Annotated in this window: 14 protein-coding genes, 1 tRNA gene and 1 other RNA gene; 11 read left to right on the top strand and 5 right to left on the bottom strand. The window is 39.1% G+C overall.

Going from position 1 to position 14,876, the window contains the following annotated elements; genetic code table 11:
* Positions 1-81 precede the first annotated feature (81 nt).
* Positions 82-181: signal recognition particle sRNA small type (gene ffs / locus ACN1CD_RS04800), an RNA gene on the top strand.
* Between the two features lie 89 nt (positions 182-270).
* Positions 271-930 (top strand): fructose-6-phosphate aldolase, encoded by a 660-nt coding sequence (fsa, locus tag ACN1CD_RS04795; protein ID WP_419129139.1) that lies wholly within the window; start codon positions 271-273, stop codon positions 928-930.
* A gap of 780 nt (positions 931-1,710) precedes the next feature.
* Here fsa and ACN1CD_RS04790 read toward each other — a convergent pair.
* From ACN1CD_RS04790 to ACN1CD_RS04780, 3 genes are all read right to left on the bottom strand, one after another.
* Positions 1,711-2,217 carry a D-glycero-alpha-D-manno-heptose-1,7-bisphosphate 7-phosphatase gene (locus ACN1CD_RS04790; RefSeq protein WP_419129137.1) on the bottom strand — a complete coding sequence of 169 codons (507 nt, stop codon included), beginning with the start codon at positions 2,215-2,217 and terminating at the stop codon, positions 1,711-1,713.
* Positions 2,218-2,381: 164 nt separating this feature from the next.
* Positions 2,382-3,719 (bottom strand): sugar MFS transporter, encoded by a 1,338-nt coding sequence (locus ACN1CD_RS04785; protein WP_419129135.1) that lies wholly within the window; start codon positions 3,717-3,719, stop codon positions 2,382-2,384.
* Positions 3,720-3,844: 125 nt separating this feature from the next.
* A complete protein-coding gene (locus ACN1CD_RS04780) occupies positions 3,845-4,957 on the bottom strand; it encodes a formylglycine-generating enzyme family protein (protein ID WP_419129133.1) in 1,113 nt (370 codons plus the stop codon).
* Positions 4,958-5,132: 175 nt separating this feature from the next.
* Between ACN1CD_RS04780 and ACN1CD_RS04775 the strand changes: the two genes are divergently transcribed.
* The 7 genes from ACN1CD_RS04775 (at position 5,133) to ACN1CD_RS04745 (ending at position 10,105) form a co-directional block, all read left to right on the top strand.
* Positions 5,133-5,205 (top strand) — tRNA-Lys (locus tag ACN1CD_RS04775).
* A 249-nt stretch (positions 5,206-5,454) separates the two neighbouring features.
* Positions 5,455-6,672, top strand: a complete 1,218-nt coding sequence (locus ACN1CD_RS04770) for a site-specific integrase (protein WP_419129131.1) — start codon at positions 5,455-5,457, stop codon at positions 6,670-6,672.
* A gap of 95 nt (positions 6,673-6,767) precedes the next feature.
* Positions 6,768-7,256, top strand: a complete 489-nt coding sequence (locus ACN1CD_RS04765) for a DUF6922 domain-containing protein (RefSeq protein ID WP_419129129.1) — start codon at positions 6,768-6,770, stop codon at positions 7,254-7,256.
* Positions 7,214-7,405 (top strand): nucleotidyl transferase AbiEii/AbiGii toxin family protein, encoded by a 192-nt coding sequence (locus ACN1CD_RS04760; RefSeq protein WP_419129127.1) that lies wholly within the window; start codon positions 7,214-7,216, stop codon positions 7,403-7,405. Before ACN1CD_RS04765 ends, ACN1CD_RS04760 begins: the two co-directional genes overlap by 43 nt.
* A gap of 161 nt (positions 7,406-7,566) precedes the next feature.
* On the top strand, positions 7,567-7,917 hold the full coding sequence (locus tag ACN1CD_RS04755; RefSeq protein ID WP_419129125.1) for a hypothetical protein: 351 nt from the start codon (positions 7,567-7,569) through the stop codon (positions 7,915-7,917).
* Positions 7,918-8,450: 533 nt separating this feature from the next.
* A complete protein-coding gene (locus ACN1CD_RS04750; RefSeq protein ID WP_265849933.1) occupies positions 8,451-8,834 on the top strand; it encodes a YadA-like family protein in 384 nt (127 codons plus the stop codon).
* Positions 8,835-9,055: 221 nt separating this feature from the next.
* A complete protein-coding gene (locus tag ACN1CD_RS04745) occupies positions 9,056-10,105 on the top strand; it encodes a CHAT domain-containing protein (protein WP_265849934.1) in 1,050 nt (349 codons plus the stop codon).
* A 166-nt stretch (positions 10,106-10,271) separates the two neighbouring features.
* Here the strand turns inward: ACN1CD_RS04745 and ACN1CD_RS04740 are convergent, their stop codons facing one another.
* On the bottom strand, positions 10,272-10,517 hold the full coding sequence (locus tag ACN1CD_RS04740) for a helix-turn-helix domain-containing protein (protein WP_265849935.1): 246 nt from the start codon (positions 10,515-10,517) through the stop codon (positions 10,272-10,274).
* A gap of 375 nt (positions 10,518-10,892) precedes the next feature.
* On the opposite strand from ACN1CD_RS04740, the gene ACN1CD_RS04735 reads away from it, so the two are divergent.
* Together ACN1CD_RS04735 and ACN1CD_RS04730 are read left to right on the top strand one after the other, a co-directional pair.
* Complete coding sequence (locus ACN1CD_RS04735; RefSeq protein ID WP_419129122.1) at positions 10,893-11,807, top strand: HEPN domain-containing protein; 915 nt, start codon at positions 10,893-10,895, stop codon at positions 11,805-11,807.
* Positions 11,808-11,811: 4 nt separating this feature from the next.
* Complete coding sequence (locus tag ACN1CD_RS04730; RefSeq protein ID WP_419129120.1) at positions 11,812-12,405, top strand: hypothetical protein; 594 nt, start codon at positions 11,812-11,814, stop codon at positions 12,403-12,405.
* A gap of 856 nt (positions 12,406-13,261) precedes the next feature.
* On the opposite strand, the gene ACN1CD_RS04725 is transcribed toward ACN1CD_RS04730, so the two are convergent.
* Positions 13,262-14,491 carry an IS4 family transposase gene (locus ACN1CD_RS04725; RefSeq protein ID WP_419129118.1) on the bottom strand — a complete coding sequence of 410 codons (1,230 nt, stop codon included), beginning with the start codon at positions 14,489-14,491 and terminating at the stop codon, positions 13,262-13,264.
* Positions 14,492-14,876: the final 385 nt, after the last annotated feature.

Genomic DNA, 14,876 nt, shown 5'->3' with positions numbered 1-14,876 from the left:
TCAATCAGCGAGATAGCCAATAGTGCTGAAAATTTCAAAAAATGCATTTTGCAAAACAACTTCTTTTTCTACCTTTGTGGCGGGCAAGTCTTTTACGACCAGCTCCCTTTGAACTCCCCCAGGATGGGAACATAGCAAGGGTAGAAGGTTGTAGCGGTGCGATAGAAGTTGCTTGCCCATTTTTTTCTTTTCCCTTAATCCCCTGAAGGGGGAATTAAATTCTTCAGGGTTCCAATCATTGAAAACTCAAATATTTAAGAATTTACAACCATGAAATTTTTTATCGACACAGCAAATCTTGATCAAATCAGAGAAGCTCATGACCTTGGCATTTTAGACGGCGTAACCACCAATCCTAGCTTAATGGCTAAAGAAGGTATTACCGGCGAAGAAAATGTAATCAACCATTATAAAGCAATTTGCGATATCGTTGAAGATAACGTAAGCGCAGAAGTTATTGCTACTACATTCGACGAAATTATCAAAGAAGGTGAAGCTTTAGCAGCTTTAAATCCTAAAATCGTTGTTAAAGTTCCGATGATTAAAGATGGCGTAAAAGCAATCAAATATTTTTCATCTAAAGGAATTAAAACCAACTGTACTTTAATTTTTTCTGCCGGACAAGCATTATTAGCGGCTAAAGCCGGAGCAACTTACGTTTCTCCTTTCTTAGGTCGTTTAGATGATATATCTAGCGATGGCTTAGTATTGATCGAAGACATCAGAACCATCTTTGATAACTACGGTTACGAAACTCAAATTTTAGCTGCTTCTATCCGCGGTCCGTTGCATATTGTAAACTGTGCAAAATTAGGCGCTGATGTAATTACTGCTCCTTTAGCTGCAATTGCAGGTTTATTAAAACACCCATTAACTGATTCTGGCTTAGCCACTTTCTTAGCAGATCATGCTAAGGCAGCGGGGAAGTAAGTTTGGAGTTTGTGAGTTCGGAGTCTTTAGTCCTAAGTCGGAAGTCTAAAGTTAAGGAGCTTATAGCAAATAGCATATAAATTAAAAATCCTAAGTTTTGAGTAGAAGATCTGCTCGAAACTTAGGATTTTTTTATGGAGTAGGATTTTTTCAAGGACTTGACTGGTTGGTGAGCCACTAGCGAGAGATATAGGGAATAAGAGTTTGGAGTATTTAGTTTGGAGTGGAGAGTTCCAAACGCAAAAAAAACTACAAGTTACTCATTATCTATCGGTTGATGTCTCACCGACCGAAAAACCACACCTAAAAACTCAGTATTAATAGATTGAAGAGATAAAAATTAGGCTTGTTGGTGAGACACCAAACCGGGAGGTAGCGGGAAATAAGAGTTTGGAGTATTTAGTTTGGAGTGGAGAGTTCCAAAAGCGAAAAACCTACAAGTTACTCATTATCCATCGGTTGGTGTCTCGCCTATCGAAAAATCACACCTAAAAACTCACTATTAATAGATTGAAGAGATAAAACTTAGGCTGGTTGATGAGCCACAAAACCGGGAGGTAGCGGGAAATAAGAGTTTGGAGTATTTAGTTTGGAGTGGAGAGTTCCAAACGCAAAAAAAACTACAAGTTACTCATTATCTATCGGTTGGTAGGTTGAGAGATATAGGGGAATAGGAGTTTGGAGTATTTAGTTTGGAGTGGAGAGTTCCAAACGCAAAAAAGTCCTAAGTTCAATAATAACTTAGGACTTTTGTGTGTCAAAGAAATACGATTTAAGACTCTAGACTAATGACTCACGACTCAAAACTTCCTTAACCTTCTCATAACTAATCTGCTCATCAGGTGCAATTAATATTCCCTTCACTCCTGCTCCATTTGCGGCTTCCACATCTCTTACTTTGTCGCCGATCATTACAGATTGAGCCGGATCGATATCATACATATCTATAGCATCCAGAATCATACCTGAAGCTGGCTTGCGACATTTACATTCACCTCCAACCGTTGGGTGATGTGGACAGTAATAGAAACCAGCAATATCAGCTCCCTTCGCTACAAATGCATTTCTCAACATTTGGTGCATAATGGCTAGCTCTTGCTCGGTATATCTTTTTAAAGCAATCCCTCCCTGGTTTGTAATGACGATTAACAGATAACCTTCATCAAATAATTTCTTCAATACTGGAATCTGATAATCAAGAATTTTGAAATCTTCCACACGGCAGATATAATCATAAATCTCGTGATTGAGCACACCATCACGATCGAGAAAAATAGCTTTATTCATTTGGGAATTTAATATTTGAAACTTAAACTTTACGGATTAAGTTTTACGTAAAATTGAAACTTCAAAATAAGGCAAAATTAATGGTATAAGAAAGTTAAACTGATCCTGAAGGATCAGCATTATTTCTCAGACCATTTCTTAATTAGGTTTTACAGCTGAAAAGCTTACTTCTTCCCTAAGCGATAGCCACTTACAGCAAAGTAAAGGATAAATAAGTAAGCTGGAATCATCATGAGATAAGCAGTTTGTCCATTGCCGATGGTTTCAGAAATGTAGCCATAAACCGGTGGAAGGATCGCACCTCCTACAATAGCCATAATCAGCAATGCTGATCCCATCTTCGTAAATTTGCCGAGCCCATCTATCGCCATTGGGAAAATTGCTGGCCACATTACGGAGTTTGAAAATCCTAGAAGGGCAAAGATCCAGACTGCCGGATGTGTAGGTAGATTGAAGTTACTGCCGAATAAATGAAGGCTGGTAAGACCAGGATTCGCTTTTATAAACACCACGAGAATGACCAAAACTATGCTGAGCAGACACGAAACGATCAACGCATTTCTTTGTGAGATAAATTTAGGAATGGAGATGATCCCGATAGTATAGCCTAGCAACAAACCGTAGCCAGTATAGGTGGCAAAGCTTTTCGAAATATCTAGTTTGTAACCGAGATGTGTTCCAAGTCCGGCGAAAGTATCATAACTGATTACTTCCATGCCAACGTAGAAAAACAAAGCAAAAACGCCAACGATTAAATGCGGAAAATTGAATACATTTTTATCGGTTGCAGCTACCTGCGCATTTCCTGGCAAGGCATTCGGATCCAGAATATCCTGCTCCTCCTCTACTTCAGGAAGCTGAACAAAGAATAACAAAATCCCAACAATTGCAAATGAAGCGGCGATAAACACATAAGGCATTACTACTTTTTGCGCAAGGGCATCTAAAGCGGTATTTTTGGCTACCTCATCCATGGTTTTCAAACTGGCTTCAAAAGCATCGCTATCTTTCAGAATGATGCTTCCTAATACGTAAACCGCCAGAATGCCGGCAATTTTATTACAAATCCCCAGGATACTAATGCGTTTTGCAGCACTTTCTTTCGGACCTATTGCCGCTGCATATGGGTTGGATGCGGTTTGAAGTAGCGCTAAACCACTGCCAATAACAAACAAGCCAATTAAGAATGTTGGAAAACTTCTGGCATAGGCCGCAGGAATAAATACCGCAGCGCCAACCGCCATCACGAACAAACCAACAGACATTCCTTTCTTGAATCCTGTGAATTTCAGCACAAAGGATGAAGGAATAGACATGACGAAATAAGCGGCAAAAAAAGCAGAGGCTACATAATACGATTCGGTACTGGAAAGCTGACAAGCAATTTTTAAATACGGAATAAGTTGGCTATTGGCCCAGGTAATGAATCCGAAAATAAAGAAGAGCACACCGATTACGAACAATGCAAATGTATAATTTTGCGATTTTTGTGGATTTGACATTAGTTTGGTTTGTGATTTGAATGGTTTCGCCAAAATAACCAATTATTTTCCTGATTTAGAAATCAAATCGCAGTATAATATTAACACATATCTATTTTAAATTCACATTTACTAAAAAATTTGCATCAATCATCTGCCACACATCGAAAACCAGTATGTTCCAAGCCGGTATCAGCTGAGGTTTTCATTCTTGAGGTAACCCGATATCCTTTGCAATATGATGCGTTGCACATAAACGAACCGCCGCGAACTACTCTTTTAGGAACTGTAGGTTCCATCGGATCATAACTATCGCCCGGACCTTTGGGGTTTAATGCGATGCCTTTTAAGCTTTCATAATAATCCGGACGATACCAATCACTGCACCATTCCCAAACATTGCCGGCCATATCATACAATCCATAGCCATTGGGCTTGAAACTTTTAACTTTAGCTAGTCCGGCAAACTGATCCCATACTGTATTTTTTACAGGAAAATTTCCTTGCCAGGTATTTGCTTTTGGTTTGGCTGTTTCTATATCCTCATTTCCCCAGGGATATTTGGCATTTTTCAGGCCGCCCCTCGCTGCAAATTCCCATTCGGCTTCTGTTGGCAAACGCTTGCCAGCCCATTTGCAATAAGCCATGGCATCATCCCAGGATATCTGTACCACAGGATCATTTTCTTTTCCTTTGATGTTGCTGTTCAAGCCTTTCGGGTGTTTCCAACTTGCTCCTTTAACCCAACGCCACCATTGCGAAGCATCATTCAGGCTAGTGATGGTTTTGGGTTGATAAAAAACCAGGGATGCGGCAACCATTACGCTATCTGGTGGTTTTGGTGTTCCTGCAGGAAGCTGCTTTTCCATCTCCTCCCAGTTCGGCTTCCGTTCTTCTGTAGTTACATAGCCGGTAGCCGCTACAAATTTCGCAAAACTTGCATTGGTTACTTCTGTCGCATCCATCCAGAAAGCATTTAACTTCACCTGATGTTTGGGATATTCATCTTCCCGCCCCTCTTGATCTGCTGCGCCCATTTCAAATGTTCCTGCCGGAATGAATACCATTCCTTCGTGAGTTGCCTTATTCACAGCGAAACTAGAGGTATCTTTCACTATGCCAAACCGACTGGGCAAATTTTTCTCGCAAGAGGCTAACGAATCTTGTTTTCTTTTGCTTATTTCTTCTTCTTTTAGGTTGTTACAACATGCGATTAGGGCTATGAAGGGTAAATAACAGATGATTTTAAATTTATTCATAAGGCAAGACTGTGAGCTAAAAATATCAAATAACTTTAAAAAAACGGTTATCAATAATTAATCACCTTATAAATCAATACAGTAGCACTTTTCCAGGTTTTTTATTTGCATCAGATGTATTTGAACCCTATATTTGCATCACTTTAAAGGAAACGGAGACGTTTTAAGTAAAGTAGATTCCGTAGCTCAGCTGGTAGAGCATTACACTTTTAATGTAGTGGTCCTGGGTTCGAATCCCAGCGGGATCACACCAAAGACTATCAAAACGTATAAAACCCTGCAATCGCACGATTAGCAGGGTTTTTGCTTTTAGGGAATTGCCAAATTTCGCACGAATTCACAAAACTTTGGTGAGTGATTCGGTGAGTAAGGCAAAACGGTTAAAATTGACTCACCGAATTGTACATAATTATTTATTGTACAGGCTGTTACAAACTGAACATCTTGTGTAGATTTAGTTGCAAAGCTATTTTTGTTTCACCTTTAATCGTTAGATTATGAAGACCAATTTTAGCCTGCTTTTCTATCTGAAAAAGCAAAAGAACTATGTGAGTGGAAATGTGCCGATCTACATGAGGATTACCGTAGAGGGAAACCGTGCGGAGATGGCCACCAATCGCGATTGCGATCCTAAGCGATGGAACGCCAAGGGTGGCAGAGCTATCGGCTCAAAAGAAGAGATCAAGATGTTGAACACCCATCTTGACCAGTTGCAGAATGCAGTGTATTATGCCCATCAACGTGTTTTCGATATGGGGTTGCCTATTACTGCCGATGCCATCAAATCCAGTTACCTCGGTACGCTAACCAACTCCCATACCCTACTGGAAGCGGTTGCCGATCATAATTTAAAGATGGAACAGCTTGTAGGTAAAGATTATGTACGTGGCACATTGAACCGTTATAAAGTCTTGGAAAGACACCTTAAAGTTTTTATCCCTTTGAAATATGGTGTAGCCGATATGGACATTAGAGCTATCGACCAGGCATTTCTGAACGGATTTGACCATTACCTAAGGTCTGACAAGAACTGCGCGAACAACTATGTGGTGAAAAACATTAAGAACCTCGGGAAAATCCTTCGCATCTGTATGGAGAACGAATGGATAGACAAATCGCCATTTACAGCTTATAAAGGCAAAACAAGGAATGTTGATCGCTTTTATCTGAACAAGGAGGAATTGGCTCATATCGCGGGAAAAGAGTTTTTATCGGAGAGATTGAAGCAGGTAAGAGACGTTTTTATTTTCTGCTGTTTCACTGGCTTGGCTTATGTCGATGTCTTCAAACTGAAACAGGAGAATATCAGAAAGGGAATTGATGGCGAGCGTTGGATCTTTACCAATAGGCAGAAAACCAAAACAAGGTCATCGGTTCCGCTACTGTCAACAGCTGTTGAAATTGTCTATAGATATTTAACCAACAAAGTTTGCCTTAATAAAGGCTTGCTTCTTCCTGTTCCCAGCAACCAAAAGATGAACGAATACCTGAAGGAAATTGCCGACCTGTGCGGAATTGAAAAGAAACTCACCTCACACATTGCCCGCCATACCTTTGCGACTACGGTTACCCTGTTGAACGGTGTACCAATAGAGAGCGTTTCAAAAATGCTTGGACATACGAACATCAGGACTACCCAGCATTACGCGAAGATTTTGGATATCAAGGTAAGTGAAGACATGGCCATGCTAAAGAAAAAGTTAGCTATGATATAAATCAATAAATTTAATAACCTCAGCCAACTGACAAATATTTAAAAATATTAGGCATTAATTCCTGTTTTAGTTAGATTTGTAGGATGTTAAAGGAATTGAACAAAAGAGTAATCGTTGTGCATTGGAAAAGATTTGCCAGTACAGATATCGATGTGTTTTCAAGTCTGAAAGGATTTTGCGACAGCTACCCAACCTATAACTATCATACATTGAACAACTATCTTTCGAAAAAAAAGGTTCCATTCGAAAACGATGAAATCAAAATTGAAAGACATCCACTGATACAAAAGGTCAGAAGACCAGACCTTCCAAAGGTACTGTTCTGGGATTTCGATTTTGAAAAACTGGACTGGAACAGGAGTTACAAAACCGTTATCGAACGGGTGCTTGATAAAGGCAATACAATGGATTGGGAAGAGATGATCAGGTTTTATGGTAGAGAAAACGTAATCCGAGCCCTCAAAGAAGACATCACCTATCTTTCTGATATGACCATGGAGGCCGTTTGCAAATATTTTCAGTTGAGCAAAGAAAAACTCAGATGTTACATAAAGAAACAGTTACACCAGGGACACTGGATCTAATCCAGACACTGATGCAAGACCATCAGCTCAACTCCTTTTACCTTGTAGGCGGTACCGCATTATCCCTGAGGATCGGCCATAGGGAATCCATAGATATCGACTTTTCAGCTCATCGGACTTTGATGGTGATGAACTCGCTGTATACTTAAGGAACAGCTATGGCGCAGATGTAAAACGCCACAAGAGCAACTATGTAAGTGGTAGCATTGGCGAAGTTGATTTTGATTTTATCTCGCACAAGTATCCATCTATCAGGCCAATAGAAACAATCGAAGGCATAAGGATGATGTCCAATCAGGATATATCGGCCATGAAGATTAATGCAATTGTGAATAGTGGACAACGGATCAAGGATTTTATCGATATGCATTACCTGTTAATGGAAATGCCTTTAGATGAAATATTGGATTACTACTGCCAGAAATATCCAAATGTCGACTCTAACACTACTAGGTCGTCTCTAATGTACCATAACGATATCGACTTTAATGTTCCCGTAAAACTGATGGATGGAAAGCTAAAATGGCAGGATGTGCAGAAAAGCATTTCAAAGGCGGTACGTGAATATACCAGTCTACTAGAAAGCAGGGAATTGTATCGTAAGCTTCAGGAGGCAAAAAATAGCCAGAAAAATGACCGTGGCAGAGGGATGAGTCGCTAGATTTTCACAATAAGATAGGTTATCACAATTCGTGATAACCTATCTTATCTTAAGGTACCAAATTGGCACCTTAAGATATGAAGTATTTTAATTGGTTCAAAAGACAAACTGAGTTGCGATTGATGGTGAGCATTAATTTAGATTTAGCGGAAATGGTTGGAGATCATTCCTGCTTCGCTTAACCAATCGGCACCATATTCTGTAGAATTGCAGTCAACTATTACCGTTTAAATTGCTGTTTTTAATTGTCAGCTGATTACCTTATTTTAGTTTAAAGTTCTTTAACTCTATCTCTCTTTTTATACAATCCATTCCCATATTTTAATTGTTTACGGTTTCCCATAAGGTGCGCCAATATTTTAGATTTAGTTTTGAAAGCTTGATGTTTTAAAGACAAATGATCAACAAGACGAAATTGTCATCTGATGCTAACGAATTTGGCTGGACTTTGGATGGCCGAGTAATATAAATTCAACAGTAATACGGTAACTTTAGGCTGAGTCAAATAAACTAAAAAAAACAATAAACTAATTATGTCAACAACACATCATTCAAACGGGAGAGCAAAATGGTCTTTAGGAAGTGCTTATCATGAAAACGGAAGAACCGCATATTCGTTAGGAACTGCCTATCACGAAAACGGAAGAACTGCGTATTCATTAGGAACTGCCTATCATGAAAATGGAAGAACCGCATATTCGTTAGGGACTGTTTACCATAGTAATGGAAGAACCGCATTTTCGCTAGGAACTGCCTATCATTCAAATGGAAGAACTGCATATTCTTTAGGTACCTTTTACGATGAAAATGGAAGAAGAGTTGACAATAAGAGCTTTAGTATTGGATTAGGAAAAGGTATTCAAATACAAATTATACCAACTATAAAAATTACAGTTTATGGGAGAAAGATAAACTAATCCCAAAATTAACACTTGCAAGGGTATTGCGTCAAATGGGCTGAAGTGTAAACATTTGGTTCTTGGCTTCTAATGCACTTTTGTAGGGGTAAATATTTCCGACTCGATTTAAAACTTTGTAAACACTGGTCAAAGGAAAAGCCAAAACAGTTTCTATGTCATCGGAAATTGATGAATTTGCAAGTAAACCTATTTAGTAAAATATTTTAGAAAATTTTAATATGGCTTTAATAGATTCTTATCGAAATTCAAAAATTAGTAAGCAAAGGGAACTTGCTAGTTTAAATTCAGAAAAGGCAAAGGAATTTGTAAAACTATCTGATTTGAATAAAAAAATAAATTCAGCATCTGAGTCGATTAAACGTACAAAGATTGTAAGTACAGTCAACTCAAAAATGAAAGAGATTGAGCGATATAATAAAAACATAGCTGATACAAATAAGAAAATAGCAGATATAGAATCTAAGATTGCTAAGAAAGAAAAGGAAATTTTTGATTACCAAACCAAAATTGAGAAAGAACAAAGCAATCTTGATAAAAAAAGAAATGCTGAAGCTGAAAAAATCACTAAAGATCAGGAAAGAAGCTTAAGAAATATAAATTCAACGTTATACCTTCATGATAAATTGCATCGAAATACTTTAAATGAAATCAAGGAATTAAAAAATATTCCCGAGAAAATCACAGTTTTATTTTTGGCATCCAATCCAATAGATCAGGTGCAATTGCGTCTCGACGAAGAAGCTCGATCTATTTCGGATATGATAAGAAAAGCGAAACTCAGAGATTCTGTAAAACTTGAATCTTGCTGGGCGTTACAACCAATGGATTTGCTTCAAGCTTTGAATGATTTTAATCCTACAATTGTGCATTTCAGCGGTCATGGTTCAAACGAAGATGAAATAGTTTTTCAAGCTCAAGATGGTACTGCGAAATTGGTTAGCAAAGAAGCTATCGTTCAAACGATGATGGCGTCATCAGAAAATATTAGACTTGTATTTTTTAATACTTGCTATTCTAGAAATCAAGCTGAAGCAGTATCTCAATTTGTAGATGCAACAATAGGAATGAATACATCAATCGGAGATGAAGCAGCAAGAGTTTTTTCTTCACAATTCTATTCTTCAATTGGTTTTGGTCATTCTGTTGGCAAAGCTTTCCAACAGGCTAAAGCATTATTAATGATGGAAGGCATAAAAGAAGAAAACACACCAGAATTATTTATAAAATATGGAATGAACTCGAACGAGATAATATTGGTAAAACCTTAAAAAATTAAAAGCCTTCTGCTAAGTGAAATTTTAGCAGAATTGAATTCAAGGAGACTTTTACTCTATTTTCTCCAAATCAATTTGCCAATTAAAAAAAACATCTTTGGCTGTATTTCAAATTTCAACCTAACTATGCTACTTCAATTTTAAAGGGGTACAAGTCTCTTCATTTTCCCGAATTTAATTCAGAAAAATCAAACAAATCTCTCGGGTCAACCTTTAAGAACTTCGCATAAATCGAAACATGGCTGATGCTGGTGTTAACCTGTCCTAGTTCAGTTCTTGCTATCTGGCTTTGCGATACTTCAGTTAGTAATGATAGCTGTTCTTGAGATAGTCCACGGCTTTCGCGTACCTGCTTCAGCTTTTGGCCGAATTTCTTAATAAAATCTTCGTCTTTTAGATACTTCACAAAACAAATAGACAGCTATAAAACAAAATAATTAATAGCAAATTTGCTATTAAAAGTAATCTTTCTTAAATTAGCTTTATGAAAAAATAAAGGAACAAAAAATAATATTGCAGTTCTATCATCGGTAAAGGAATTGCTAACAAGCCTCGCAACTAAATCTGACAGTTTATTCCCGCGAGAGTAAGTTGAGCAACCAAAACCCTATATTTGCTATAGGGTTGGTGCTCGCTTATGTCTTTTGTGGGAGCCCTTCTGAAAGGAAGGGTGGCTTTGTCAGAGCCAAGTTACATTAGACTAAGTGGGTTGCCAACCCTATTGTAATTATGGCATCCACTTGTTGAGGCTTATTTAATTTTAAAATTAAATGAGATCAATATGGAACCATCAAAATTATTACCAGAGGCCGAACACGCTGTCAATTTCAGGGAGTTTATCCATCGGCTCGCCCAGAAGTTCGAACCGCTACAGATCCTCAGCTTTTCGCAGAACAGCTACACTCATAATTCTCAGGGCTGCTTTAATGATGGTCAACACTATTTCAGATGCGACTATTGCCTATTGGTAGTTACTGAAACTGCAACCCGAGTTGATTATGAAATGCAGGATTTCGCCAACACCTATTATCGGCAAGGCACAATTACCATCATCTGCCATGGCAGGCAATCCGTTATCGACGCAGTACAGCAAAACAGCCGCTTTTTTATCAGCGTGCTTACCTATGGAAAACTGCTCTATAGTAAGGATGGACTGTTAGACAATGATCCAATCTTTGCGTTTATCCCCACAAAGGGCGCGATAAAGGCAATAAGACATTATGAACATCGTATACCGCTAGCTGACGGATTTCTGATGTGCGCATCCGAATGTCTGGAGAAGGAACAGTTTGGAATATGTGCCTTTATGCTCCATCAGGCCGTAGAACAGACTTGTATCTGTCTGGTGAGGGTTAATATCGCCTACCGTTCTGAGTTCCATAATCTTTACCGCCTGCTCCGTCTGTGTCAATGCTTTTCTGAAAAGCCTTTTCAGCTTTTCCTGTCCAGTCCCGAAGACGAGCGGTTATTTGACGTAATGGCAAAAAGTTATTCTGGTTCACGTTATAAAGATGATTTTATGGTTTCCCGACAGGATGCGGAGCGTCTTTATCAACGGGTCGCAGCTTTTCTTTTGTTGGCAAAAGAGATGTGCAACGAAAAAATAGAACTGCTTGCTAAATCGGCATCAGATTATGCAGCCTTAAAAAATGCTGATCATGTACAGATCGAAAAAATATTACAGACCAATATTTGAAACTATGGAAAAGCAAACAAAAAGAACATCGGATAACAGGATCGTTTATCTTGACAATGATGAAATAACAGATCCGATAAAAGTGATACACGATTTTTTCAGTCACTCCTGGTTGCCCAATCATTTGAAGATGCTGAAACGCTGGCGAAACGATGCAGCACTTGAATCCGAAGAATCAAAAAAATGCAGCCCAGACTACCTTGTCTATAATTACGAACTGACCATAAAGCTGATAGAGGCCGCCTGGCTATTAAAGAGCCACAAGCTTGGCAGACTTGACTTCGATGACAAACAGGAGAGTGATATCGCAAAATGGTACATCAAAACGGAAAGGAAGAAGCTAAGGGATTATCCAGAAAACCTGAGCATTCGGGAGATCGTAAAGCCTTCATCTGTACTAAAGAAAATGTTCAGGATCTATAAACTGGACGGATACAAAAAAATCCTGAACACATGGCTTCACGAAGCGCTTAGCACCTCCTTCATGGAAGAAAGCCTTTCCAAATCTGAAGTAATCACAGTTTACGAACAACTGGTCAAACTGTTCGAGGCTACGTGGCTGATTGGTGAACGCATCAAGCTTAACGAGAATAGTTGAAATAGATATAAACCGGTATATTCGTTTATTTAGGCGCATACTTGATAAAATGGAAATACAAACACAATAAATGATTATAATTGGACTCATACTAATTTTCGCGACACTGGGAATTATTTTTCTAGCATATTGGATACCGAAAAAACTGGGCTATCCGAAAGCTGGAATATACATATCTATAATTTTGACACTATTAATTGTCATCATAACTACCTTGACAATATTTGAAGATGACCTGTTTACAAAATCCGACGCTCGGAAATTACTGATTGAACAGAACATCCAGATAAAGGACGATTTTGATCTAAAGGAAAATAAATCGATGTTTTCGCCTGGTGATTATTATCATACATTTACCTTAATCATAAGTCCTAATGACAAGCTAAGAATCATAAAAGAAATAAAAAGCTCATCGAATTTCGTTAAAACCGATCAAAGTGAATCCTATCTCGACAACCAAGATGATTACTATAACGGGCCGAAAAGAATTAAAAATTATGAGACAGACGAAAAATTTGTTAGAGAACTTTTTGAACCACACGGAAAAGGATGCACCAACTTGGAGAAAGATAGAAATTGATAAAAAAACCAATAAATTAATTTTTGAAGACATTGACTTATAGAATATTGTAACTACAATATCTTTGCAAATTTGCGGAAAATTCTTCTACTCCCCATGAGGTCTTTTAGTAGATTTATCAAAACGACAATACTCGCCAAGCTGTAAAAATGTTAGTTGCCACTCATAACTCCTAACTCAGTGCTGTCCGGTAAAAAAAGATTGACTAACGCAATTATATCTTTTTGCTCAAATAGATCCTGTTTTTGGCCGGTTATTTTTTCGCAAGCCCCCTGGTTATGTTTTAAAGAGTTTTAATTGATGTTCAGGGACTTTTTCCCTGTATCCTATCAATGCCTTTTCGGGGTTTATAAGGAATCTGACCAGGTCGATATAGGTTCCCAGATGCTGTCTGATGAGGCCTGCGACATTGGAAAACGACCACTTGGTTTTTCTAAACTTATCCGCCCTGTCCTTAACTACTTTGGTAAGCAGGTCGGCGATCAGGGTACACCATATTTGTATTTCAATGGCGTTCTGGTTGTCGCCAAGGAAGTTATGCAGTTGAAAGTTCTGTTTTATTCGTTTAAAAAGAGATTCAATCTGCCATCTTCTTTTATAGAGGCCGGCTATGGTCAGGGCGGTCAGTTCCGTGCTGTTGGTCAGGAACTCAAATGTCCTGTTGTCCTTCTTGTCGTAATAGACAATTATCCTGGCCTGCTGGAGGGGTACCTTGGCCTTTCTGGACCGATTGCCAAGGATTACCAGTCTGTCGCTGACCACGCCATTGTTTTTGAACTTTTCGGCCACGGGAAGCTCCTGGAGCACTTCCCAGCAGGCACGGGCATTTAACCGGGTGACCCAGGTGACGTTCTGTTTGGTCCATTTTGCCATTGGAACATAACTGTTATAGCCCTTATCCATCACCAATATGGAGCCGGAAGGCAAATCCAGGCGGGGCATGACCGTTCTATCCGATGTTGCCGCCTGGGTGATGTGGACAAAACAGGGTACGTCATCTTTGGCCCTTATCAGGGTATGGGCTTTCACTCCGCCCTTTTTCCTCCCATTGGCCATTGCGTTCCCGCAGCCCTTGAACACCTCGGAAAACAAGGTTATCGTTGTTGAATCGGCGATAAACAGCCGCTCGTTCAGCTTTCCCTTCAAGGTGCTGTCCGGAGAAAACCCATAGTAGCGCTTCCTCAGGGAATGGAAAAGCTCACTGAACAGTTCAGCGGAACGACGCCTGTTGGCATCGGCAAGCGTGCTTTTACGGGGCGTGTACTGAATGCCAAGGTGTCCCAGCCGCGATGAACTGGCCTGGAGGCCCGTAATGAGTTCGCGCAGGGAACTGCAGTGATGAAAGCTGCTGAAGAGCATCGTAACCAAATGGTCGTACGCCCTGAACTTCTTACAATAGCGGTTGGATTGATGCTTTTTAGCTAATTGATCCACTTTAGGGCGGGGGATTAGAGAAAGTAGCTGTCCAAGAATGGGCTGTCCGGTAAAATATGTACTTTTGGGCATAGTTTATGTTTGAAGTTTCGCAACTTAAATTTAAACTACTTAGGGGCTTCGGCCCCTATCTTTTTCCTTTTTTTAACTTTTACCGGACACTACTGACTCCTAACTTTCAAGTAGCAGAGCGGCAAACGTAAAAGAAAAATGAGCACAGAACTACACGACATAAAAACTAAAATTGAAATAGGTCAACAAATTTTTGACGCTGTTCCAATAAATCTTCAACCGAAGTGAGCTGGAGTCATTTTAAATAAATTCAATAAACACATCACAGAGATTCCAGAACAAATACAGGAACTAAATGACATAATAAAAAAGCCTGATCGTTGGCATGAAGCCCATAAACAATTTGGCTCAATTAGGCGTTTTTTACTGGACAGCATAAATTATG

This window comes from Pedobacter sp. N23S346 (assembly GCF_048515415.1).
In the GTDB taxonomy this organism is placed as follows: domain Bacteria; phylum Bacteroidota; class Bacteroidia; order Sphingobacteriales; family Sphingobacteriaceae; genus Pedobacter.
The sequence above is the reverse complement of the archived record's forward strand: the minus strand, read 5'-3'. Positions and strand labels throughout refer to the sequence as shown.